The following is a 22,643-nucleotide window of genomic DNA, read 5'->3' as shown; positions in this document are numbered from 1 at the left end:
TCACGGTGATGCCAGCAGCGCACGCATTTTTCACCAGCGGTTTTTGCAACACTAACAAATAGTCCGGAGACGTCTGTTTTCACAGCATCGTCAGATTTGTCTGCAAGGGCTTTTACCGATGCACCAGACGTGATTAACACAAAGCGCAGTTCATCACCTAACAGGTTAAGTTGCGTTTTTAATCCTTCATCGGCGTACAGGGTAATCTCGGCTTCCAGCGAACCACCCAATACCTGGGCTTTACGGGCCTGTTCAAGCGCTTGGTTAACCGCATCTTTTACCAGCATGATCTGTTGCCAGAAATCATCGTCCAGCGCGCCATCTTGCGTAAAGCTGTTAAAGCCGTTGTACCAGGTTTCAGTAAACACAAATTTACCGCGCTCACCCGGCATTTCCTGCCAGATTTCCTGAGCAGTAAAGCTGGTAATTGGCGCCATCCAGCGAACCAGCGCTTCGGCGATATGGTACAAAGCGGTTTGACATGAACGGCGGGCTACGCTGTCTTGTTTAGCGGTGTACTGTCTGTCTTTAATGATATCCAGATAGAAGCTGCCTAAATCCAGTGAACAGAAGTGCGATAGCTTTTGCGATACTACCAGCAGATCATAACGTTCATAGGCGGCAATCAATTCTTCCTGCAGTTGTTTAGCGCGAGTCACCATCCAGCGGTCCAGCGCAACCATATTCTGCTCTGCCACCAGATCAGTAGTCGGATTAAAGCCATTCAGGTTTGCCAGCAGGAATCGGGCGGTATTGCGCAAACGACGATAGTTGTCGGCGGCGCGTTTCAGAATTTCGTCCGATACTGCGATTTCACCGCGATAATCGGTTGATGCTACCCACAAACGCAGGATATCTGCACCCAGCTTGTTAGTGACTTCCTGAGGCGCAACAACGTTACCCAGCGACTTGGACATCTTCTTGCCCTGAGCATCTACAGTAAAGCCGTGAGTTAATACTTGCTTGTACGGCGCACGGCCGTGCATGGCGGTAGAAGTCATTAGTGACGACATAAACCAGCCGCGGTGTTGGTCGGAACCTTCCAGGTACAAATCCGCTGTCGCAGGAATGTCATCGCGGCAATCCACCACGAAGAAATGCGTCACACCTGAGTCAAACCAAACGTCCAGGGTGTCAGTTACTTTTTCGTATTGATCAGCATCTGCGCCTAACAGCGCTGCATCATCGATATCCCACCAGGCCTGAATGCCTGATTGTTCGATGTTTGCGGCAACCTGCTCAATTAACGCAGACGTATCGGGGTGAAGCTCACCAGATACCTTGTGTACGTACAGAGGAATGGGTACACCCCAGGTACGCTGACGGGAAATACACCAGTCGGGACGCCCTTCCACCATTTTACTGATGCGGTTTTCGCCCCATTCCGGGATCCACTGAGTATTGCGAATTTGCTCTAAAGACTGCTCGCGCAAGCCAAGTTTATCCATGCTAACAAACCACTGTGGCGTGGCACGGAAAATAATGGGTGTTTTGTGACGCCAGCAGTGCGGGTAACTGTGCTCGTACGCTACGTTCAGTACCAGATTGCCATGCTCAACCAGCGTGTCGATAACCGACTGATTCGCTTTAAACACATGCTGACCAGCAAACAGTGGCGTGTTTTCCAGATAAACACCGTTATTGCCAACCGGGTTGTACACTTCAATGTCGTATTGTTTACATACGTTAAAGTCGTCAACACCGTGTGCAGGCGCAGTATGAACACAGCCTGTACCTGAGTCGGTAGTAACGTGCTCACCCAGTACGATAAGAGAGGTTTTATCCAGGAATGGATGCTGTAAACGCGCTTTGTCTAATGCGCTGCCTACACAGGTTGCTACCACCTTGAACGACTCGCTACCGTAACGCTTGGCACAACTCTCAGCCAGGTCACTGGCTACAATCAGCCAATCTGATGCGCCTTCAAGGGCGATCAATGCGTACTCTAATTCCGGATGTAAGCTCACCGCAAGGTTAGCAGGCAGTGTCCATGGGGTCGTGGTCCAAATTACCACACCCGCGTTATGCGCTTGCAGTTCATCTGCGCTAACGCCAAATGCCTCAGCAAATACTGCTACGTCTGCCAACGGGAATTTCACGTCAATGGCAGGCGAGGTTTTGTCTTTGTACTCCACTTCCGCTTCGGCAAGTGCTGAGCCGCAGTCTGTACACCAGTGAACAGGTTTAAACCCTTTTTCCAGATGGCCAGCTTCAATGATTTTGCCCAGTGCACGAACAATATTGGCTTCTGAGGCAAAATCCATGGTTTTGTATGGGTTGTCCCATTCACCCAGTACGCCCAGACGTTTGAAGTCTGCCATTTGACCGTCGATTTGCTGTTGTGCGTAGTCGCGGCACTTCTGACGGAACTCAGCCGCCGTTACCTTAACGTCGGGCTTGCCCACTTTTTTCTCTACCATCAATTCGATGGGCAGACCGTGACAGTCCCAACCAGGCACATAAGGCGCATCAAAATCAGACAGGGTTTTAGACTTGACAATAATATCTTTGAGGATCTTGTTTACCGCGTGACCAATGTGAATATTACCATTGGCATACGGGGGGCCGTCGTGCAGCACAAAAGGCGTTTTACCGGCTTTGGCTTCACGAATTTGCTTATACAAACCTTGCTGTTCCCAGCTTTTCAGCATTTCAGGTTCACGTTGGGCCAGGTTTCCACGCATCGGAAACTCGGTTTCCGGCAAATTCAGTGTGGCTTTGTAATCACTCATAGCGTTTGTTATTTCCGTCCGCGTTATCGGGAGGTTCCCGTTTCAGACCTTTACAGGTCGGTATTCATTTTTAAAATCCGCTGTGCCTGGGCAACATCACGGGCAATCTGTTGTTGTAGCGCCGCCAATCCATCGAACCGTTGCTCGTCACGAATTTTTTCGACCGGCACTACCGTTATACGCTGACCATACAAATGGCCGCTAAAATTAAATATATGCACTTCCAGTTGCTTGCGCTGTCCGTTCACCGTTGGACGTGAGCCTATGTTTGCCACGCCATTGTACGCTTGTCCTGCAACGGTAAGTTTAACTGCAAACACGCCTGTTATGGGGGTTTGGCAACGGTTTAACAATACATTGGCGGTTGGAAAACCTATGGTTCGGCCTTTCTTTTCGCCATGCACAACCCGCCCGCTGATAAAAAACGGCCGCCCCAACATATCCTCGGCCAACTCAAAATTGCTGTCGGCCAGCGCTTCACGCACGGCGGTAGAACTTATCCGGCAATCTTTCATGCGAAAGCTTTGCGTGCTGACCACATCAAAACCGTACTCAGTGCCCGCAGCAGCCAGCATATCGAAGTCGCCCTGACGCGCTTTGCCAAAGCGAAAGTCATCGCCAACTACCAGAAACTTTACGCCTAACTTGCCAACAAGCCATTTTTCAATGAACAATTGGGGCGATTGTGCAGCGAATTGCGCATTAAACCGAACACACAACAAGCGATCAACCCCTTGCGCTTTCAGCAACTGATATTTCTCAGCCAGTGGGCTGATTCGGGCTGGTGCGGTAGCGGGTGTAAATACTTCCTCAGGGTGCGGTTCAAACACCATTACGGTAGCTGGCAAACCGAGGCGTCGCGCTTGCTGGATAACGTTTTTCAGTACCGCCTGATGACCAAGGTGAACGCCGTCAAACTTGCCAATGGTTAATGCACAACCAAAATGACTGGCTTTCAGATTATTCAGGCCCCGAATTAGCTCCACAATGCATTACAACCTTATTGATGACTAAGCTACAAAGCCGGCGATTATAAACTACCCAGCCCGCAATACCAATCGCTAAGCGGGGTTAAAATTGCGGGATTTAAAATGACGGAAGCGAATCCCCATCGCAAACAGGCTGCCGCCAAACACCGCAACGGCGAGACAGATTGTCAGGATCAGCGAGATAACCTGCTCTTCGAAAACCAGCGAAGTAAAGGCCACGCCGTATTGCATCCACACTATAGCCCCCGTCATCGCAAAGGTAGCTACCATCACCCGCAGCACAAATCCCCGGGTTAACCGACTGAATCGGTATACGTTTTGACGATGCAGGCCCATATATAACAACCCCGCATTCAGTGTTGCCGACAAGCTGGTAGCAATCGCAAGACCAATGTAACCGTAAGGAATGGCAAAAATCAGGTTTAACACCATATTGGCTGCCATACACCAAATGCCGTATTTTACCGGTGTTTTGGTGTCCTGACGTGAGTAATAACCTGGCGCCAATACCTTTACTAACATAAAGCTCAGTAATCCAAAGGAATAGGCGGTAAGACTGTACGACGCCATGCGGGTTGTTTCGGCAGTGAAGGCTCCGCGCTGGAAAATCACCGCCAGAATGGGCTCGGCTAACACCCCTAATCCGGTGGCGGCAGGAATGCCCAGCAAACAAATCATGCGCACTGCCCAGTCCATGTTACCGGAAAAGCCACTTTCGTCTTTGCCAACGTGATTGCGCGACAACGTAGGCAGAATTACCGTGGCGATGGCAATGCCAAACAGGCCAAGCGGGAATTCCAGCAGGCGGTCTGAATAATACAGCCAGCTAATCGAACCGGTTACCAGAAAGCTGGCAATGAAGGTGTCGAGTAACAGGTTAATTTGCCCCACCGATACACCAAACAGCGCAGGAATCATCAGGGTGCGCACTTTGATTACACCGGGATCATGCCATCCCCATTTGGGTTTAACCAACAGGCCTGCACGATACAAAAACGGTAACTGAAACCCCAGTTGCACAATACCGCCCAGGAAAACGCCCCAGGCCAGAGCAAAGGCGGGTTGCTCCATTTGCGGAGCCAGTAACCAGGCGCAGCCGATAATACACACGTTCAGTAATACTGGTGTAAACGAGGCTACCGCGAACTTATTGAGAGTATTGAGAATGGCGCCCGACAAACCGGTTAACGAAATAAACGCAATGTACGGAAAGGTAATTTTTAACATGGTGTTTGCCAGTTCAAATTTCTCGCCACCCGGTTCATCGTTGAGATAATCAATGAACCAGCCTGTACCGAACAGCGCGGTCATCACTGGCGATAACACCACCCCAATAAGGGCTGTTACAAAAACGATAGCGCCCAGCGTTCCTGAAACATAGGCTACGAACGCTTTTAATTTGGCATCGTCTTTTTCGGCGTGTACTTCAGTCAGTACAGGAATAAAGGCCTGGGCAAATGCGCCTTCGGCGAATAGTCGTCGCAAAAAGTTGGGGATTTTATTGGCAAAGAAAAACACATCGGCGGACGCGTCGGCGCCCATCAATTTTGCAATAACCACATCACGGATCAGGCCCAGCACACGAGACAGCAAGGTCATCGTGCTAACAATCAGGCCTGACTTAATTAACTTCCTCGACACAGCAGTTCCATTCAGGGCGAAGCGCCCAACCAATACCAACAAGTATCGCCATTCTAGCGTAAAGTCAGCAGGTTAAGCTAATGCTCATTGTGCAAGCAGTGCCATTTATCAACCAGATTGAATGGGATTATCCGAGCTTATCCATTTTGTCGATCAACATCATCGATAAATTTACGAAATCGGTAGAAGTAACGATACCAATAACCTGCTTGTGATCATCAACCACCGGCAGACAGCCATGTTTATTACGCAAAAAGAACGGCGCGACATCGCGAATGAAATCGCTTGCCTTCACGGTGTCAAAATCCAACACAGCAACTTCCATAATGTTGGTATCTTTTTCGTGCTGTTCCAGCGCGTCATTACCGTATAACACCAGTAAACTCATGACTTTTGCAACCAGACTTTTCTGCGTAACCACTCCCACAATTGCCTTGGTGTCCTTGTTCACCACTGGCAGATGTCGAATGCCCCGATGACGCGTAATGTAATGGGCATCGTGGAGGGTATTACCCTCGTGTAATTGAAGCACCGGGCAGGTCATGATATCGGCAACAGTAAGCATATTTAATCCTTTCATTTTTTTCGTTAGCCAGATTTCAACGCTTGCTGGCTACGTATTTTTCTGTTCCACAGTGTACGCATTCACAGACTCTTACGTTGTGACCTGTATCAACTCCGCAGGTTCCGAAACACAGCTAATTTCACAAAAAATCCCATTCCGCAGAACAACAGTCATATTCCTGGGCCATAATGCTATGTACACGTGTTTAAAGGCTTTTATTTTAGCCGCGGTACAGGTATTGTAACGCCCGCCAGATTAATGCAAGGCTTATTTAAGAAATTGTTTGACAAATAGCCGATAGCTAGGCACAATCCGCACCCTCGTTTTTGACATGAATTTTTTCTGGGAGTTACACCTTGGCTAACACTAAGTCTGCTAAGAAACGTGCAATTCAAGCCGAAAAGCGTCGCCAGCATAACGCCAGCCGTCGCTCCATGACTCGTACAAGTATTAAAAAAGTAGTAGCGGCTATCGCCACTGGCGATAAAGAAGCTGCGCAGGCTGCACTGGTTGCTGCCACACCAATTCTTGACAGAATGGCTACTAAAGGTTTGATTCACAAAAACAAAGCTGCTCGTTACAAGAGCCGTTTGGCTGCGCAAGTTAAAGCGTTGGGTTAATCCACGATTAACGAACAGTGTAAAAAGCGCCTTCAGGCGCTTTTTTTATGCCTGTTTACCACCCATTATGCCCTTCCGCTCGGTGTCACGTAACGTTCAATAACTCGTCACCGAAACGTCAAACAGACGTCACTTAACTGTCAATTGGTTCCACTAAAGTAAACCCAGCGAAACCACATTAAACCAGCAGGGTGACGTGATGCCAAAGCTCCATTACAAAGCAGTATGGCTGTCTGATATTCATTTGGGCAACAAAGACTGTAAAGCAGAATACTTACTTGAATTTCTTCACAATATCTCTGTTGATACACTGTATTTGGTAGGCGATATTGTAGACATGTGGCAGATGGAAAAGCAGTTTCGCTGGCCGGAAGCCCATAACCGCGTGATGCATAAAATCATGTACATGAGCAACAATGGCACTCGCGTAATATATCTGCCAGGCAATCACGATGCTCCCATACAGAAATACGCCGGTATGACATTTGGCGATATTCAAATAGAGCGCGAAATTGTACACGTAACGGCTGAAGGCAAGCAATATCTGGTGTTGCATGGCGACCAATTTGATACCGATGTGACACTGGGTAAATTTCATGCCTGGATTGGCGATAAGGGCTACGATTTACTGCTGTTTTTAAACCGTTGGTACAACCGATTCCGTGCCTGGCGCAACAGGCATTACTGGTCACTGGCTGGCTATATTAAGCAACACATCAAAGGGGCCAATAAAGCCATTGAACGCTATCGCACCGCAGGATGTGATTACGCTAAGGCAAAAGGTCTGGATGGCATAATTTGCGGCCATATTCATCACCCGGAATCGCTAATGGTAAATGGCATTCATTACATTAACGATGGCGATTGGATTGAAAACTGTTCAGCACTGGTGGAAGACATGAGTGGAGAATTGTCGTTGTTCCACTTTAACGAATACCTCAAGCAAAAGGCGACGGTATCGGTACTTGCTGATTTTGTGAACGGTAATCAGGCAGCTTAAGCTGTAAAATAAGTGACATACAACTGTGCTTTTTTCGTCACATTAGGTTGATATCGTGTGGCGAAAATAGCAAAGGTGTACTGAATATGTTTACTGTAGACGGTCTAATCAATGAGTATTATCCGCAGGTTGCCAACAACCGCATCCTGAACAAACCCCTGTGTTTTGTACTACGTCACCTGCTGCACGAAAGAGAGATATCAGAATTCGGACGCACCTATCCGCACTATCACGACATCGATTTTGTAGAACAGGTGCTGGAATACTTCAATGTAAGTACCTCCATCAGAGATAATGAGCGGGAGCGTATCCCCAGCGAAGGTCGCGTGGTTATTATTGCCAATCACCCGATTGGTTCGATAGACGGCCTGGCTTTAATTAAGCTAATTTCGGAAATTCGTCACGACCTCAAGGTGGTTGCCAACCAAATGCTGATGGCAATTGAGCCACTCAGGAATATGTTGTTACCAGTGAATAATATGCAAGGCGGCACACCAAAGCAGCATCTCTCCGCGATTCACGAGCACCTGGCGAATGACGGTGCAGTGCTGATTTTTCCGGCCGGAGAGGTGTCACGCTTGCGTCCTCAGGGCGTGCGGGATACTCGCTGGCACAGTGGCTTCCTTCGCATAGCCCGCCACGCCAAAGCGCCGATACTGCCTATTTTCATAGATGCCAAGAATTCACCGCTGTTTTACGGTGTATCCATGATTTATAAGCCACTGGCAACCGCGTTGTTGGTAAAAGAAATGTTTAACCAGCGTCGTAAATCCCTGCCCATGCGTATTGGCGAATTAATTCCCTACAGCAGCTTCCAGTCTATGTCGATCCCAATGCCCGACCAGGTAAAATTGTTTAAGCGCCATTTGTACAGTGTGGGTACTAACAGAAAAGGGGTATTCACAACGCAGGCAGCGATTGCCATGCCTGAAGACAGAAAGGAGCTGTCCCGTGCGATTCGCCAGTGTGAGCACCTGGGCGAGACGTCAGACGGCAAACACATTTATTTGTACTTGCACAAAGGTAGTTCGGTGATCATGCGCGAAATTGGTCGCCTGCGTGAAATTGCATTTCGGGCCGTGGGTGAAGGTACGTTGCAACGACGCGATGTCGACCGATACGATAACCATTACTACCATCTGATATTGTGGGACGATCAGGACCTTGAAATTGTGGGTGCTTACCGCTTTGGTGATGCTCAGCGATTATCGCAGCCAGGGCACGAGACCGGCCTGTATTCTGCTACATTATTCAACTACGCCAGCGAAAACCCGGCCCTGTTCGAATCGGGACTGGAACTTGGCCGCAGCTTTGTGCAACCGCGCTATTGGGGCAAACGCAGCCTGGATTATCTGTGGTTTGGTATTGGGGCGTTTTTAAGCCGCTACCCTCACTACCGGTATTTGTTCGGCCCGGTGAGTTTGAGCAACAGCTATCCGCTGCCAGCCAAGCATTTAATAGTGCAGTTTTATCAAACCTATTTCCCGGCAAAATTTGGGGAAGCAACCGCCAGGATCCCATTTGCACCGCCTGGCGATAGCCTTAAAGAATTTTCGGGTAATGATTACAAAAAAGAGTTCACTCAACTCAAGCACTTACTAGCCAACATGGGCGTAAACGTACCTACTCTTTACAAGCAATACACCGAAGTATGCGAGCACGATGGCGTAGCCTTCCTCGATTTCAACATTGATCCTGACTTCTGTGATTGTATTGATGGGTTAGTGGTGGTTGATACCGATAAGCTACTGCCGAAAAAACGCAAACGCTACCTGCAATCTCACCAATTAGCTGAAAGCGCTTAGTCATCCCCAACTGGGCAGTCATGTACTGCCCTGACGCGTATCGCAAATATTACACATCCTGTGAAAAATACTCCGATTACTGCCTGTATCCCGGTGTATTCGTATCTAACGACATCTCGTTACATTTGTTCTACGCGTTGATTTTTAATACTTATTCCTGCACAACAAACCAATTGGCACTGCGCTTGCTCACCTAAATAAACAGCGTGTTTAAGTAAACGAGGAAAGCAACATGAAAAAGTTAATGGCGATGATGATTTCAACAGGATTAATCCTTAATTTAACCGCCTGCGGGACAATTTTGCACCCGGAGCGCAAGGGCCAGTCGAGCGGCCGATTGGATGCGGGTATTGTACTGCTCGATGCGGTTGGTTTACTTTTCTTTTTTGTACCTGGTGTCATTGCGTTTGCGGTAGATTTTTCAAATGGCACGATTTACCTGCCTGACGGTTATACGCAGCAACTCACCGAGGACGAACTTGAGTCTGTTACCACAAACGGCAAAGTTGACGAACAAAAACTCAAAGCCGTTATTGGTAATAAGACGGCGCTGAACATCCCTGATGAACCGTTAACCGTAACGTCACTCAATGATGCAAGCCATATTGCAAGTTTATTGAAAACGTACTCACCTCAGCTTATTGCAATGCAGTAACGCTTGTTTAACTGGCGAGACGCGCGAATGCGTTTCGCCCCCCTCCCCCACAAACCAATCAAACTCTGAGGCAGGATGTCTGTCCGAATGTTATCGATATTTGTCTGCTTCAACGATTTACCCCACTTGATTACCGCGAAATAATGATGTGAATTCATTCGACGCGACTGCGGGCTAATCACCCTGGGTAAGGAGTAACCATGTTGGAAATACGTCCTAATTGTGAGTGTTGTGATATCGATCTACCGCCAAATTCAACAGAGGCAATGATTTGTAGCTTTGAATGCACATTTTGCACTCGCTGTGTTACTGACATTTTAGCCAATGTGTGTCCCAATTGTGGTGGCGGGTTTATGCCACGACCCATTCGCCCGACAATAGCCAGAAGGACTGGCGTAAGCCTTGCGCACAAACCCGCGTCAACAATCCGAGTGCATACCGAATATTCTATTGATGAGCTCAGGGATTTCGCATCTGGCATAAAGCACATTCGCCCTGAACACAGGTGATGTCACGCATATTCATAATATTACGCGCATGACCCTACAATCACTCCGAATTGCCTGAATTGCGCCATAAACGCACCCGATTTACTGCCTACTATGAAATGCAGAAACAGGTACACAGGTGAGATATGGGTAAATTTTTTGCGTTGCTAAGTGTGTTGGGTACTGGGTTTATTGTGTGGGTTATTTATCTAGCCAACACTGGTGCACACAGCGTGTTTTTTGAACTTGTTCAGCGTATCCCATACGGAGATAAGCTTGGCCACTTCGGGCTGTTTGGCACCTTGTCATTTTTACTGATAGCCGCATCAGGCGGGCGAACTATTCTCCTGGCCGGACGCGAGATATTTATTGCCAGCGCGATTGTGACATTGTTTGTAACCGGCGAAGAATTGAGCCAGCTGTTTATTTCAACCCGAACATTCGACATAGTAGACTGGCTTGCAGATGCAGCCGGTATTGCCACTGCATCATTGGCGTATTCACTCTACCGTGGCTGGCGGGATAACATACCGCCCTGGCAATCATGAAGCCTGATTATTCGGACTCCGCAGTTCCGGTTTTGCTTGCCGATTGCCCCTGCTTAGCCATTCTACAATCAAATACGTAGCGCCAAATCGACATTGCCGCCAAACCAATAGATTCCATGTCTAATGTTGGCTTCAATGTTACCGTTTTAGCGGCATCATGATTCACTTTATAAGGCGTAGCTCATCCGGATGCATAGTGGCGTTATTCGCTTGTTTAACAGCAAAACAGAACTGTTGAATTATTTCCTAACAATTCAATACGCTACCGTAAATTGAAAGTGGGTATAGTACAGCCTGGAATCAGTGTTAACACAAGGATTGGAATATGAGCAGCAATACCCTGCCCATTCGGGCTAGCAAACGCTACTACGAACTGGATTGGTTGCGGGTAATTCTGATCCTGGCGGTATTCCTTCATCACGTTTTTATGCCGTTTAATGGAGACGACTGGCACATTACTAATACCGATTCCAGTAAATTACTGGACGACATTATGGTGTATTTTGAGCAAATTCGATTGCCCGTGCTGTTCTTTATTGCTGGTGCGGGAAGCTATTTATTGTTGCAGCGTGCATCCGCCTGGGCGTTTCTAAAAAATAAGCTCTTACGGCTGGTGGTACCGTTTTTTGTTGGCATGATGCTGATTGTGCCGCCTCAAGAATACTTCGAACACCCTGAACAGTATAACGGCTTAATGGATGCCTACCGCCAGCGATTACTGGCATTCGAGCCGAATCACTTGTGGTTTCTCGAATTCCTAATCGTGTTTATGTGCATTGCGATCCCGGTAAATGCCTGGCTCAGGAGTGCAATGGGAGGTGCTTTTACCATGTGGATAGCGCGTATAGCCCGCTTTCGATTAGGCTTATTTGCTTTGGTATTATTCATTATAGCCATACGTTGCTGGCTCAAAGCAACAACAGTCAATGAGGGACACGGTATCGACAACCTGGCGCTCTCTGCCTTCTACGGTCTGTTTTTCCTGTCAGGATTGCTATTTATGAGTAGTCCCAACCTTTGGCAATCTCTCGCACTACACAGGCGAACCAGCGCCACAGCAATGGCTGTGTGTTCTTGTTTATTCTATGCCTATTACCTGATTGATTTTAGCAATTATGCGTCTCTGGAAGTCCGCTGGGCGCTTTGGTGGGTTATGTGTTCATTGGTATCCTGGTCAGCAATGCTAACCCTCACCGGCTATGCCAGTGCGTATTGCATATCTTCGCCAGCCTGGCTTCGTACTGCCAATTCACTCATCTTCCCTTTCTACATATTGCATCAAACCATTATTGTGACGCTTGCCTATTATATTGTTCAATGGCCAACTACGATTTCCGTTAAATCAATCACGCTGTTAGTAGTCTCATTCGCTATTTGTGCTGCAAGCTGTTACGTTATAATTCGACCGTTTACACTTACACGCAGGTTGTTTGGCATGAAACCATTACCCCCTGCTCAACATTAGGACAATAAAATGAGAGCCCTGCTGGTTGTGTTGTTTATCGGTTTATTGAACGTCGATGCCGAAGCAGACGAGCCGCTGCCCAATGTGATGCAGGTAGACAATCAAACCCCTTCTCCGGCTGCCACATTAGAGGCAGTTGCATGGCTGGCTGGTCATTGGCGCGGTAATGCGTTTGGTGGCGTAGTTGAAGAAGTGTGGTCCACTCCCCTTGGCGACTCCATGATGGGCGCATTTAAGCTGGTTGTAGATGACACAGTGGAATTCTACGAACTTGAGACCATAGTAGAGCAAGAAGGGTCGCTGGTGTTTCGGCTGAAGCATTTCAGCGGCGACCTGACCGGCTGGGAAGAAAAAGAAGAGTCGGTCGACTTTCGGCTGGTTAAACTCACCGATAGCACAGCCTACTTTAATGGTTTAACCCTTCAGCGCATGGATGACAACACCATGAATATCTATGTTGCCATTGAAGATAATGACAAAATAACCGAACATAAGTTTCACTACACGCGCGTAAGTACGCCGTAGAATGCGTGACGCATCGCGCAGAATAGACTGCACATTAGCAATCTGAATTAACGTATTGTTCGTACAAAGAGCACTGGTAAAAGGTTAATCCATAATTATGTTAAGAATCATTATTCTGCTGCCATTAATATTAAGCCTGGTTTGGATTGGTTATTTGAAATTTAACCGCTACAGCCTGGCTGATGGCAAACAGGGTTTTAAATATATTTTTATTTTCTCTTCGGTAATTGCAGCCTTTTTTACGTTGATGTATTTCGTTACTCAAAGTTAACGCCAGATAATAACCGCCGCCATTTGGTGATTCGCCAAGGGTTATAGGTACAATGCCGGGCTTTAAACAGGAAACCGGTGTTTCCGCGCACATAAAGGAGCCGGTGTGAGCAAGCCTGACCGGGGCTCCCTTTATCATCGTCTTTGCCCGCCCAATCATGCTACTTACCTGTATATGGATGAGTTTGCCGGGCGCCTGTGTTCTGGCGCAGTTTCTACGATAAAAAAGCGTGTGGTTAAAATTAGTGGGAACAGCACCAAAACAAAAGGCCACCCGAAGGTGGCCTTTGTTGTTAAACACGTGTGTTGCGATTATAAATTAATCTTCACGTCTGCGGCATTACGCAGTGCGTCAATAAACGCCTGATAGCCGGTTTGCGCATTAGCGGTAGCAATTTGCTGGGCTAATGCAGCGCTGTCTTCTTCCGCGAGCGCTGCTGGCTGATTAACCGCGGTTACCTTAACAATGCCTACATCACCTGAACCCAGTTCCGCAATGTCGATATTGTTTGGCGCGGCGTTGCCCAGCGTAAACAAGGTTTCAACCATGGCACGAGGCAGCTCTCCACTATTACGGGTAAGCGCTTCTTTGCTTTCCCATGACAAGGTAACATCACCCAGCTCCAACGATGGCGTCTCGCCAGCTTTCAGCTGTTCAACCACATTAGTGGCCCATTCTACTGCCGCTTGCTGAGCTTTGTCTGCACGCAGTTGCGCCAGAATACGAGTGCGAACTTCATCCAGCGATTGAGTGCGCTGAGGTTCATGCCCAGCGATTCGAACAAACGCCACTGTGTCATCGTTCAGCTCAATCAAATCACTGTTCAAACCTTCCTCGATAAACGCGGGATCAAATACGCGACTGGTTACCGCAGGCACATTCAACGGCGCAGGTACCATCTGCGCATTTACCAATCCGGTTTTTTGCACCGACTTATTAGCTACACCAGCAACATCTTCCAGCGTATCAGCAACTTCAAAGGCCAGATTCGCCATTTCAGATTGCAGGGCATAGAAACGGTCGGTAGCTTTGTCCGTTGCCAGTTGCGCGCGAATGTCGTCGCTTACGTCGGCCAGCGGAGTAACTTCTTCTGGCTTGATATCAGTAAGTTTAATCAGGTGATAACCAAATTCTGTTTTAACTACGTCTGATACATCGCCTACATTCGCAAGGGCAAAAGCCGCATCATCGAACGCTGGGTCCATCATACCCTGAGTCAGAAAATCCAGGTCGCCGCCATTATCGGCAGTGAATGTATCTGCAGAATTAGCCATTGCCAATGCAGCAAAATCAGCCCCATTCGCCAGCTCTGCGGCCAGAGCTTCCACTTTGTCTTTCGCAGCCGCTTCGTCGTCGCCAAATTCAATTAGAATGTGTGATACCCGACGCTCTTCAGTGGTTTTATACAACGCACTGTTTTCAGTGTAATACTGCTCAATCTCGCCGTCAGTTACAGTGACATCGCCTTTCAGGTCGTCCACAGACAATACCACATAGGCAATATCCACTTTTTCCTGGGTGTCAAACTGAGCCAGATTCGATTCGTAATAGGTATTCACATCTTCTTCGGTGATTTCAACCGATGACGCAAATGGCGCGGAATCAACAATCAGGTATTCTGCGTTGCGCGTTTGCTGTTGCAGCGCGTTAGCCAGTGTAATCTCGGCTGGCAAGGCAAAGTCACTTGCACTTACTGCACGAGCCAATTGCTCGCGGGTCATCTGCTGACGCATGTAATCGCTGAACGTTGCAGGCTGGAAACCATTCTGACGCAACAGCATTAAATAACGTTCGTTGTCGAAAGTGCCCGCAGTCTGGAACTCTTGCATCTGCACAATCGCTTCGCGAATTTGCTTGTCGGATACACGTAAGCCCAACTCATCTGCTTTTTGCAATACCAGCGTATCGGCAATTAAGCGGTCCAGCACGTTTAAGCGAAAATCACGCAGGTAATTTTCATCGCTAAACAAGGCGCCAATACCTTCGCCAAATTGCGCTTCAAGACGCGCACGTTGCGACTGGTAGGCACGCTCAACATCTTGTTGGCTAATTTCTTCACCGTTTACTTCAGCCGCCGCAGTCACACCTGAAGATGTGACATAACTGCTAACGCCTGCCAAAACGAAACTCAACACTATCAGTACAATGATAGCCATCGCCCAAGGGCCTTGAGAACCTTCTCTGATTCTTTCTAGCATGACTCGATTCTAACTCCGTTACATACCGCTACCCGAGTCCACACCACAATGATTGCAGTCTCGGCAAAATAAGCCGGGATTATAGCCTAACATTCACCCGGATAGAATGCTGGAACGACATTCCTTATGTCGATACCAATAAAAAAGGCGATGGAGTTCCATCGCCTTTTCAAAAATCTGACTGCTTATTAGTTACAAGCGTCTTTCAGTGCTTTACCAGCTTTGAAAGAAGGCACTTTAGCTGCAGCAATTTCGATAGTCTCACCAGTTTGAGGATTACGACCACTGCGTGCAGAGCGCTCTCTTACAGAGAAAGTACCAAAACCAACCAGTGCTACTTGATCGCCATCTTTCAGCGCGTCAGTTACCGCGTCAGTAAAAGCGTCTAATGCACGGCCAGCAGCAGCTTTAGAAATATCTGCACCAGCAGCAATTTTATCGATGAGTTGAGACTTGTTCACTTTTAAGATCCCCTTCGTTTGTTATTATGCTCTCGTCCGCAAAAACATTAATTCAATGCACAGACGTTATAGCAAGCTTAATCAGTAACATCAAGCCAAGCTTTACAATTTTTTAACTTATTATTGAATCGCTGCCATCCCTTTAGTGACAAGGCTTCAAGCGAATACAGCAGTTAAGGTAACACAACTTTTCTGACTTTGAAGCCCCTAAAGTTAAAAAAAATGACTTTTAATACGCCATCTGGACACTTTTTAAACAAATACAAACAAAAAAGCCACGCAAGCCCTGTGCAGACTGGCGCGGCATGGTTTTTACATGGATAAGTTTTAGCCGTTTAACGCAACGGGTTCAAAGCTTTCTACAGGTTCCTGTAATGCTAAATCCAGTACATCATCAATCCACTGGACCGGGTGAATAGACAGGTCGCGTTTAACATTTTCCGGAATTTCTTCCAGATCGCGTTCATTATCTTTAGGGATAATCACCGTTTTAATCCCGCCTCTGTGCGCCGCCAGTAGTTTTTCTTTTAAACCACCAATCGCCAGCACTTCACCGCGCAGGGTAATTTCACCGGTCATAGCAACATCACATTTCACCGGATTACCGGTTAACGACGACACCAATGCCGTACACATGGCTATACCTGCACTGGGGCCATCTTTAGGAGTAGCACCTTCAGGAACGTGCACGTGAATATCCCGTTTCTCGTAGAAGTCACCGTTGATACGCAGCTTCTCAGCGCGAGAGCGTACGACGGTCATCGCTGCATGAATCGACTCCTGCATAACATCACCCAATGAGCCGGTTGATGTCATTTTGCCTTTACCAGGCACAGAGGTTGTCTCAATGGTGAGTAAGTCACCACCTACCTGAGTCCACGCCAAACCGGTCACCTGTCCAATCTGGTTGTTCTTATCGGCTTTGCCGTAATCAAAGCGCTGCACGCCCAGGTAGTCTTTCAGGTTGTCCTGATTCACCACAACTTTACTGGTAGATTTGTTTAACAGAATGTCTTTCACAGCCTTGCGACACACTTTGGAAATCTCGCGCTCAAGTGAACGCACACCAGCTTCACGGGTGTAGTAACGGATCATTCCAATAATGGCTGAGTCTTCGATTTCCAGTTCGTTTTTCTTCAGGCCATTACGCTCCATTTGTTTACTCAGCAAATGGCGCTTCGCAATGTTAAGCTTTTCATCTTCGGTGTAGCCAGACAAACGAATGACTTCCATACGATCGAGCAGCGGTCCCGGGATGTTCATGCTATTAGAGGTGGCAACAAACATCACATCGGACAAATCGTAATCCACTTCCAGGTAATGGTCGCTGAAGCTACTGTTTTGCTCCGGATCCAGTACCTCCAATAACGCTGACGCAGGATCACCACGCATATCTGACGACATCTTGTCGATTTCGTCTAACAGAAACAGTGGGTTTTTCACTTCCACTTTGGCCATTTTTTGGATCAGCTTACCCGGCAAAGATCCAATGTAGGTGCGGCGGTGGCCACGAATTTCCGCTTCGTCACGCACGCCGCCAAGTGCCATACGCACGTACTTACGACCCGTGGCTTTGGCAATAGACTGCCCCAATGACGTTTTACCTACACCCGGAGGCCCAACCAAGCACAAAATCGGTCCTTTGAGCTTACGCACACGCTGTTGCACGGCTAAATACTCAATAATCCGCTCTTTCACTTTTTCTAACCCGTAGTGGTCGGCGTTTAAAATCTCTTCGGCTTTGGCCAGATTCTTTTTCACTGCTGACCGCTTATGCCATGGCACGCTGGTTAGCCAGTCGATATAACTTCTGACTACCGTTGCTTCGGCTGACATAGGCGACATCATTTTCAACTTTTGCAGTTCTGCCCGGGCCTTGCCTTCTGCCTCTTCCGGCATTTTGGCTTCTTCAATTTTTTTGCTCAGCGCTTCAAACTCGTCAGGCGCGTCGTCCAGTTCACCCAGTTCTTTTTGAATGGCTTTCATTTGCTCATTCAAATAGTACTCGCGCTGCGACTTCTCCATTTGCTTTTTAACGCGGGTGCGGATCTTCTTTTCCACCTGCAGCAAATCGATTTCGCCTTCCATTAGCGCCATTAAGTACTCAAGGCGCTCGTTTACACCACGCATCTCAAGTACTTTCTGCTTTTCTACCAGTTTAAGTGGCATATGCGCTGCCATGGTGTCAGCCAGACGAGCAGCATCATCAATTCCGTTTAATGAGGTGAGTACTTCCGGAGGAATCTTTTTGTTGAGCTTAACGTAGCCTTCAAACTGTGACACCGCAGAGCGAATCAGTACTTCCTGTTCACTCTCTGGTAGGGCTTCGTCACTCAGGCGATTAATGCCCGCCACAAAGAAAGGTTCGGTTTGAATGTAGTCAGACACTTCGCCACGAACATTCCCTTCAACCAGTACTTTTACGGTTCCGTCTGGCAATTTAAGCAGTTGCAGAATGGTCGCAATAGTCCCTACGTTATAAATATCGCCGGTATCAGGCTCATCAATGCCAGCGTCTTTCTGAGCCACTAAGAAAATTTGCTTGTCGCTGTCCATGGCCGCTTCCAGGCAGCGGATCGACTTCTCACGTCCAACGAATAAAGGTATGACCATATGGGGGTACACAACCACGTCCCGCAAGGCCAGTACAGGTATTTCAATGCGATTCTCTCGCTCTGATGTCATACTTCTTCTCTGATTATTTCTAATGTGTCTTTATATGGGGATGGGCAAACAAAGTTCAATAAATCCCCGGCATCTTTTGTGTAATCTACTGCAAAGCTTGCGCAAAAGCAGTAACTATTCCCGGATATCAGAAATAAAAAAAGGCCCGCAGGCCTTTTTAAATGTAGTGGAGTATTATTCACTTACAGCTTTTTTTTCCGAATTGTCGTAAATGAGAATCGGCTTGGACTCACCTTTGATTACGGTCTCGTCAATCACTACTTTACTTACATTGTCCATTGACGGTAACTCGTACATAGTTTCCAGAAGCACAGCCTCAACAATTGAACGCAATCCACGAGCACCGGTTTTGCGCTGCATCGCTTTCTTGGCAATCGCAAACAATGCATCTTCACGGAACTCCAGCTCAGTGTCTTCCATTGCAAATAACGCAGCGTACTGTTTGGTAATTGCATTCTTCGGCTCTTTCAGAATCTGTATTAACGCTTCTTCGTTGAGCTCATCTAAGCTGGTTACCACGGGTAAACGACCGATGAATTCAGGAATTAGTCCATACTTCACCAGATCTTCCGGCTCAACCTGACGGAACAATTCGGAAATAGCCTTTTTGTTTTCCTTGGATTTCACTTCTGCGCCAAATCCAATACCGCCGCCTGCACTTGCACGCTGATCGATCACTTTGTCCAAACCGGCGAATGCACCGCCGCAAATAAACAGGATGCGGGATGTATCGACCTGCAGAAATTCCTGCTGAGGATGCTTACGACCACCTTGCGGTGGGACCGACGCAACGGTACCTTCAATCAGTTTCAACAACGCCTGCTGCACACCTTCACCGGAGACATCCCGCGTAATTGAGGGGTTATCTGACTTACGGCTGATTTTGTCAATTTCATCGATGTATACAATACCGCGCTGGGCTTTTTCTGCATCGTAATCGCATTTTTGCAGCAGTTTCTGAATTATGTTCTCAACGTCTTCACCCACATAACCGGCTTCGGTTAACGTGGTTGCATCTGCCATGGTAAACGGCACATCCAACAAACGCGCAAGCGTTTCAGCCAATAATGTTTTACCACTACCTGTTGGACCAATCAGCAGAATGTTGCTTTTGCCCAGTTCAACGCCATCGTGCACATCGCCATTACGCAATCGCTTGTAATGGTTGTATACCGCAACCGACAGAACTTTCTTTGCATGCTCCTGACCAATTACGTAGTCGTTCAGGTGCGCATGAATTTCCTGTGGTTTGGGCAGTGAGTTCTGCTTTTGTTTATTCGGCGCGATCTCCTTGATCTCTTCACGAATAATATCGTTGCACAACTCTACACACTCGTCGCAGATGAACACCGAGGGACCGGCGATAAGCTTTCTGACCTCGTGCTGGCTTTTGCCACAGAACGAGCAATACAGAAGTTTATTGTCGCCGTCGCTTTGTTTATCGCTCATAGATTATTGCCTCTATACTGCCCGGCAAACGTAGTCAATAACACCGGGCTTATATAACTATACTACTTAGCAGCCTTTGCGTCAGATCGATTTGTTAAAACCTGATCGATTAGCCCGTATTCTTTGGCTTCTAGCGCACTCAAAAAGTTGTCGCGATCTGTATCCTTAGCGACTGTCTCATAATCCTGCCCGGTATGCTGGGCCATCAAACGATTTAACTTCTCTTTTATGCTTAAAATTTCACGGGCGTGGATTTCAAAATCAGATGCCTGCCCCTGGAAACCACCTAATGGCTGGTGAATCATTACGCGGGCATTAGGTAAACAATAACGCTTGCCTTTAGCACCGCCTGATAACAAGAACGCACCCATGCTGGCAGCCTGACCTACACATACTGTGCTTACGTCGGGCTTAATAAAATTCATGGTGTCATAAATGGCCATGCCTGCAGTAACAGAGCCGCCAGGAGAGTTGATGTAGAGGAAGATGTCTTTTTCTGGGTTTTCTGCTTCCAGAAACAGCATTTGCGCGACGATAAGATTGGCCATGTGATCCTCTACCTGACCAACGAGGAAAATCACATTTTCCTTTAAAAGACGCGAATATATATCGTAAGAACGCTCTCCTTTAGCGGTTTGTTCAACAACCATGGGGACCAGAGCGTTCATCGGATCAAATGGGCTATGCATTTTGCGATACCTTACGTACTAACAGAAATAAAAATGCTCGGACTAGACCGAGCATTTAAACAGTTGCTTGTAGGTTAAGTCAATGTAGGAGTGTAAAATTACCCCTGTTTGTTCATAACCTCGTCAAACGCTTTTGCTACGTCGGTAGTTTTTGCTTTGCTCACTACCCACTCAATAGCTTGCTCTTCAAGCGCAACGTTTTGCATTTGCTGCATCAGTTCACGGTTGTTTTTGTAGTACTCAACCACTTCCTGAGGATCTTCATAAGCAGATGCCATGGTTTCAATCAGGCTATCAACTTTTGCCTGATCGACTTTAATTTCGTTTTGCTTGATGATTTCGCCCAGTAACAATCCAATTGTTACGCGACGCTTGGCGTTATCTTTAAACAGGTCGCCTGGCAGTTCTGGCAGGTTTGCACCGCCGCCTTGCTGGCTGAAACGTTGTCTGGCTTGCTCACGCAGTGCATTGATTTCTTGTTCAATCAACGCAGCAGGCACGTCCAGCTCGTTCTTTTCAAGCAGTTTAGCAATCACTTTTTCTTTCAGTTCGTTTTTCAGTGTTGTGCTCAGCTCGCGTTCCATGTTTTTACGCACTTCAGCTTTTAATGCTTCTACATCACCGTCTTCGATACCGAACAGTTTTGCAAACTCTTCATCTACTTTAGGCAGCGTCAGGCCTTCAACATTCTTCACGGTAACCGCGAATTGTGCTGCTTTACCTTTCAGCGCTTCAGCGTGGTAATCTTCAGGGAAGGTCACGTCAACAGTCACTTCGTCACCTTTCTTCGCGCCTACCAGTGGCTCTTCGAAACCAGGGATCATGCGATTTTTGCCCAGCTCCAGCGTGAAATCTTCGGCTTTACCACCGTCAAACTCTACACCGTCTACTGTGCCAACGAAATCGATAACAACGCGGTCGTCTTTACGTGCTTTACGACGTACTTCTTTCCACTCACCGTGTTGCTTCTGGAGCGTTTCCATCATGTTGTCCAGGTCAGCATCGCTGATCTCAACAACAGTCTTCTCAAGCTCGATTTCATCTACGCCCTTCACTTCTACTTCAGGGTAAACTTCGAACTTGGCTACGAATTCTAAATCTTCACCGTCCTGATCTTTTGTTAATTCAAAAGAGGGCATGCCTGCAGGATTGATTTTTTCCTGAACAATGGCCTGGTAGAAGTTTTGCTGCATAACATCACCAGCAACTTCCTGACGTACGGCCTGGCCGTAACGCTTCTTGATTACGCTTACTGGTACTTTACCTGGGCGGAAACCGTTAATACGCTGGGTTTTAGCTAACTGCTGTAAACGCGCTTTAACCGCATTATCTACTGACTCAGCAGAAACAGTAATAGTAAGACGGCGTTCTAACCCTTGAGTCGTCTCGACTGAAACTTGCATTGTATTACCTCAACTGTGCGCCTAAGACGCTTTATTTTCCAGCCTTAATCCTTTGGCAGTGTTGATTTACTTACCAGCAGAAAAAGGTCGATTCTTCGCGCTTACTAATGTGCGCTGCCATAAAAAGACGCAGTAGTATACAGTTTGCTAAATGCAGAGTCGAGCGATAAAAACGAGTTTCACAGTAGTGAAATGCGGAGTGGTCATAAAAACAGCAGAATTGCGATTTGCGAAGCTGATAAATGGTCGGTGAGACAGGATTTGAACCTGCGACCCCTTGTACCCAAAACAAGTGCGCTACCAAGCTGCGCCACTCACCGACACGAAGAGATATTTGCTGAAGTGGTGCGGAAGGAGAGACTTGAACTCTCACGCCGTGAAGCACTGGAACCTAAATCCAGCGTGTCTACCAATTTCACCACTTCCGCGAAAAATGGGGTGGACGATGGGACTT

18 protein-coding genes and 2 tRNA genes are annotated in these 22,643 nt (G+C 47.5%); 8 read left to right on the top strand and 12 right to left on the bottom strand.

What is annotated here, in order from left to right:
- From ileS to ACLR2L_RS10180, 4 genes are all read right to left on the bottom strand, one after another.
- Positions 1-2,732: isoleucine--tRNA ligase (ileS, locus tag ACLR2L_RS10195; RefSeq protein ID WP_413367942.1), on the bottom strand; the 2,732-nt coding region annotated here is incomplete at its 3' end.
- Positions 2,733-2,782: 50 nt separating this feature from the next.
- Entirely contained in the window at positions 2,783-3,718 is a 936-nt protein-coding gene (gene ribF, locus ACLR2L_RS10190; protein ID WP_413367940.1) for a bifunctional riboflavin kinase/FAD synthetase, read from the bottom strand.
- 75 nt (positions 3,719-3,793) lie between these two features.
- The gene (gene murJ / locus ACLR2L_RS10185) at positions 3,794-5,362 is read right to left on the bottom strand and encodes a murein biosynthesis integral membrane protein MurJ (protein ID WP_140959718.1); all 1,569 of its coding nucleotides are present in this window, start codon (positions 5,360-5,362) and stop codon (positions 3,794-3,796) included.
- A gap of 127 nt (positions 5,363-5,489) precedes the next feature.
- Positions 5,490-5,927 carry an HPP family protein gene (locus tag ACLR2L_RS10180; RefSeq protein ID WP_413367938.1) on the bottom strand — a complete coding sequence of 146 codons (438 nt, stop codon included), beginning with the start codon at positions 5,925-5,927 and terminating at the stop codon, positions 5,490-5,492.
- A gap of 356 nt (positions 5,928-6,283) precedes the next feature.
- On the opposite strand from ACLR2L_RS10180, the gene rpsT reads away from it, so the two are divergent.
- From rpsT to ACLR2L_RS10140, 8 genes are all read left to right on the top strand, one after another.
- Positions 6,284-6,547, top strand: a complete 264-nt coding sequence (rpsT, locus tag ACLR2L_RS10175) for a 30S ribosomal protein S20 (RefSeq protein WP_413367936.1) — start codon at positions 6,284-6,286, stop codon at positions 6,545-6,547.
- Positions 6,548-6,746: 199 nt separating this feature from the next.
- On the top strand, positions 6,747-7,547 hold the full coding sequence (locus ACLR2L_RS10170; protein WP_413367934.1) for a UDP-2,3-diacylglucosamine diphosphatase: 801 nt from the start codon (positions 6,747-6,749) through the stop codon (positions 7,545-7,547).
- 86 nt (positions 7,548-7,633) lie between these two features.
- Positions 7,634-9,352 carry a GNAT family N-acyltransferase gene (locus tag ACLR2L_RS10165; RefSeq protein ID WP_413367932.1) on the top strand — a complete coding sequence of 573 codons (1,719 nt, stop codon included), beginning with the start codon at positions 7,634-7,636 and terminating at the stop codon, positions 9,350-9,352.
- A gap of 232 nt (positions 9,353-9,584) precedes the next feature.
- Entirely contained in the window at positions 9,585-10,007 is a 423-nt protein-coding gene (locus ACLR2L_RS10160) for a polyribonucleotide nucleotidyltransferase (protein WP_140959728.1), read from the top strand.
- 200 nt (positions 10,008-10,207) lie between these two features.
- Positions 10,208-10,516: a DUF1272 domain-containing protein gene (locus ACLR2L_RS10155; protein ID WP_413367930.1), complete on the top strand. Its 309-nt coding sequence runs from the start codon at positions 10,208-10,210 to the stop codon at positions 10,514-10,516.
- 125 nt (positions 10,517-10,641) lie between these two features.
- On the top strand, positions 10,642-11,043 hold the full coding sequence (locus tag ACLR2L_RS10150) for a VanZ family protein (protein WP_413367928.1): 402 nt from the start codon (positions 10,642-10,644) through the stop codon (positions 11,041-11,043).
- Positions 11,044-11,368: 325 nt separating this feature from the next.
- Positions 11,369-12,508 (top strand): acyltransferase family protein, encoded by a 1,140-nt coding sequence (locus ACLR2L_RS10145; protein ID WP_413367926.1) that lies wholly within the window; start codon positions 11,369-11,371, stop codon positions 12,506-12,508.
- 9 nt (positions 12,509-12,517) lie between these two features.
- Positions 12,518-13,033 carry a DUF6265 family protein gene (locus ACLR2L_RS10140; protein WP_413367924.1) on the top strand — a complete coding sequence of 172 codons (516 nt, stop codon included), beginning with the start codon at positions 12,518-12,520 and terminating at the stop codon, positions 13,031-13,033.
- 582 nt (positions 13,034-13,615) lie between these two features.
- Here ACLR2L_RS10140 and ACLR2L_RS10135 read toward each other — a convergent pair.
- From ACLR2L_RS10135 to ACLR2L_RS10100, 8 genes are all read right to left on the bottom strand, one after another.
- Positions 13,616-15,502, bottom strand: coding sequence for a SurA N-terminal domain-containing protein (locus ACLR2L_RS10135; RefSeq protein ID WP_413367922.1), 1,887 nt, complete (start codon positions 15,500-15,502; stop codon positions 13,616-13,618).
- Between the two features lie 188 nt (positions 15,503-15,690).
- Entirely contained in the window at positions 15,691-15,963 is a 273-nt protein-coding gene (gene hupB, locus ACLR2L_RS10130) for a nucleoid-associated protein HU-beta (RefSeq protein WP_140959740.1), read from the bottom strand.
- Between the two features lie 327 nt (positions 15,964-16,290).
- On the bottom strand, positions 16,291-18,648 hold the full coding sequence (gene lon, locus ACLR2L_RS10125; protein WP_140959742.1) for an endopeptidase La: 2,358 nt from the start codon (positions 18,646-18,648) through the stop codon (positions 16,291-16,293).
- A gap of 174 nt (positions 18,649-18,822) precedes the next feature.
- Positions 18,823-20,097, bottom strand: coding sequence for an ATP-dependent protease ATP-binding subunit ClpX (clpX, locus tag ACLR2L_RS10120; protein WP_413367919.1), 1,275 nt, complete (start codon positions 20,095-20,097; stop codon positions 18,823-18,825).
- Between the two features lie 62 nt (positions 20,098-20,159).
- Complete coding sequence (gene clpP, locus ACLR2L_RS10115) at positions 20,160-20,786, bottom strand: ATP-dependent Clp endopeptidase proteolytic subunit ClpP (protein ID WP_140959746.1); 627 nt, start codon at positions 20,784-20,786, stop codon at positions 20,160-20,162.
- 98 nt (positions 20,787-20,884) lie between these two features.
- A complete protein-coding gene (gene tig / locus ACLR2L_RS10110) occupies positions 20,885-22,189 on the bottom strand; it encodes a trigger factor (protein ID WP_140959748.1) in 1,305 nt (434 codons plus the stop codon).
- A 243-nt stretch (positions 22,190-22,432) separates the two neighbouring features.
- Positions 22,433-22,509 (bottom strand) — tRNA-Pro (locus ACLR2L_RS10105).
- 23 nt (positions 22,510-22,532) lie between these two features.
- Positions 22,533-22,617, bottom strand: a tRNA-Leu gene (locus ACLR2L_RS10100).
- Positions 22,618-22,643 lie beyond the last annotated feature (26 nt).

It is taken from the genome of Alteromonas sp. AMM-1 (genome assembly GCF_047290655.1).
In the GTDB taxonomy this organism is placed as follows: domain Bacteria; phylum Pseudomonadota; class Gammaproteobacteria; order Enterobacterales; family Alteromonadaceae; genus Alteromonas; species Alteromonas mangrovi.
This window is presented reverse-complemented; position numbering and strand designations above follow the sequence as displayed.

What these genes read in the sequence shown, in the direction of transcription:
- ACLR2L_RS10140 (WP_413367924.1), top strand. Translation starts at nt 12,518, where the DNA reads ATGAGAGCCCTGCTGGTTGTGTTGTTTATCGGTTTATTGAACGTCGAT.
- ACLR2L_RS10155 (WP_413367930.1), top strand. Translation starts at nt 10,208, where the DNA reads ATGTTGGAAATACGTCCTAATTGTGAGTGTTGTGATATCGATCTACCG.
- ACLR2L_RS10135 (WP_413367922.1), bottom strand. Translation starts at nt 15,502, where the DNA reads ATGCTAGAAAGAATCAGAGAAGGTTCTCAAGGCCCTTGGGCGATGGCT.
- ACLR2L_RS10180 (WP_413367938.1), bottom strand. Translation starts at nt 5,927, where the DNA reads ATGCTTACTGTTGCCGATATCATGACCTGCCCGGTGCTTCAATTACAC.
- clpX (WP_413367919.1), bottom strand. Translation starts at nt 20,097, where the DNA reads ATGAGCGATAAACAAAGCGACGGCGACAATAAACTTCTGTATTGCTCG.
- lon (WP_140959742.1), bottom strand. Translation starts at nt 18,648, where the DNA reads ATGACATCAGAGCGAGAGAATCGCATTGAAATACCTGTACTGGCCTTG.
- tig (WP_140959748.1), bottom strand. Translation starts at nt 22,189, where the DNA reads ATGCAAGTTTCAGTCGAGACGACTCAAGGGTTAGAACGCCGTCTTACT.
- ACLR2L_RS10145 (WP_413367926.1), top strand. Translation starts at nt 11,369, where the DNA reads ATGAGCAGCAATACCCTGCCCATTCGGGCTAGCAAACGCTACTACGAA.
- clpP (WP_140959746.1), bottom strand. Translation starts at nt 20,786, where the DNA reads ATGCATAGCCCATTTGATCCGATGAACGCTCTGGTCCCCATGGTTGTT.
- ACLR2L_RS10160 (WP_140959728.1), top strand. Translation starts at nt 9,585, where the DNA reads ATGAAAAAGTTAATGGCGATGATGATTTCAACAGGATTAATCCTTAAT.
- ACLR2L_RS10165 (WP_413367932.1), top strand. Translation starts at nt 7,634, where the DNA reads ATGTTTACTGTAGACGGTCTAATCAATGAGTATTATCCGCAGGTTGCC.
- ACLR2L_RS10170 (WP_413367934.1), top strand. Translation starts at nt 6,747, where the DNA reads ATGCCAAAGCTCCATTACAAAGCAGTATGGCTGTCTGATATTCATTTG.
- ACLR2L_RS10150 (WP_413367928.1), top strand. Translation starts at nt 10,642, where the DNA reads ATGGGTAAATTTTTTGCGTTGCTAAGTGTGTTGGGTACTGGGTTTATT.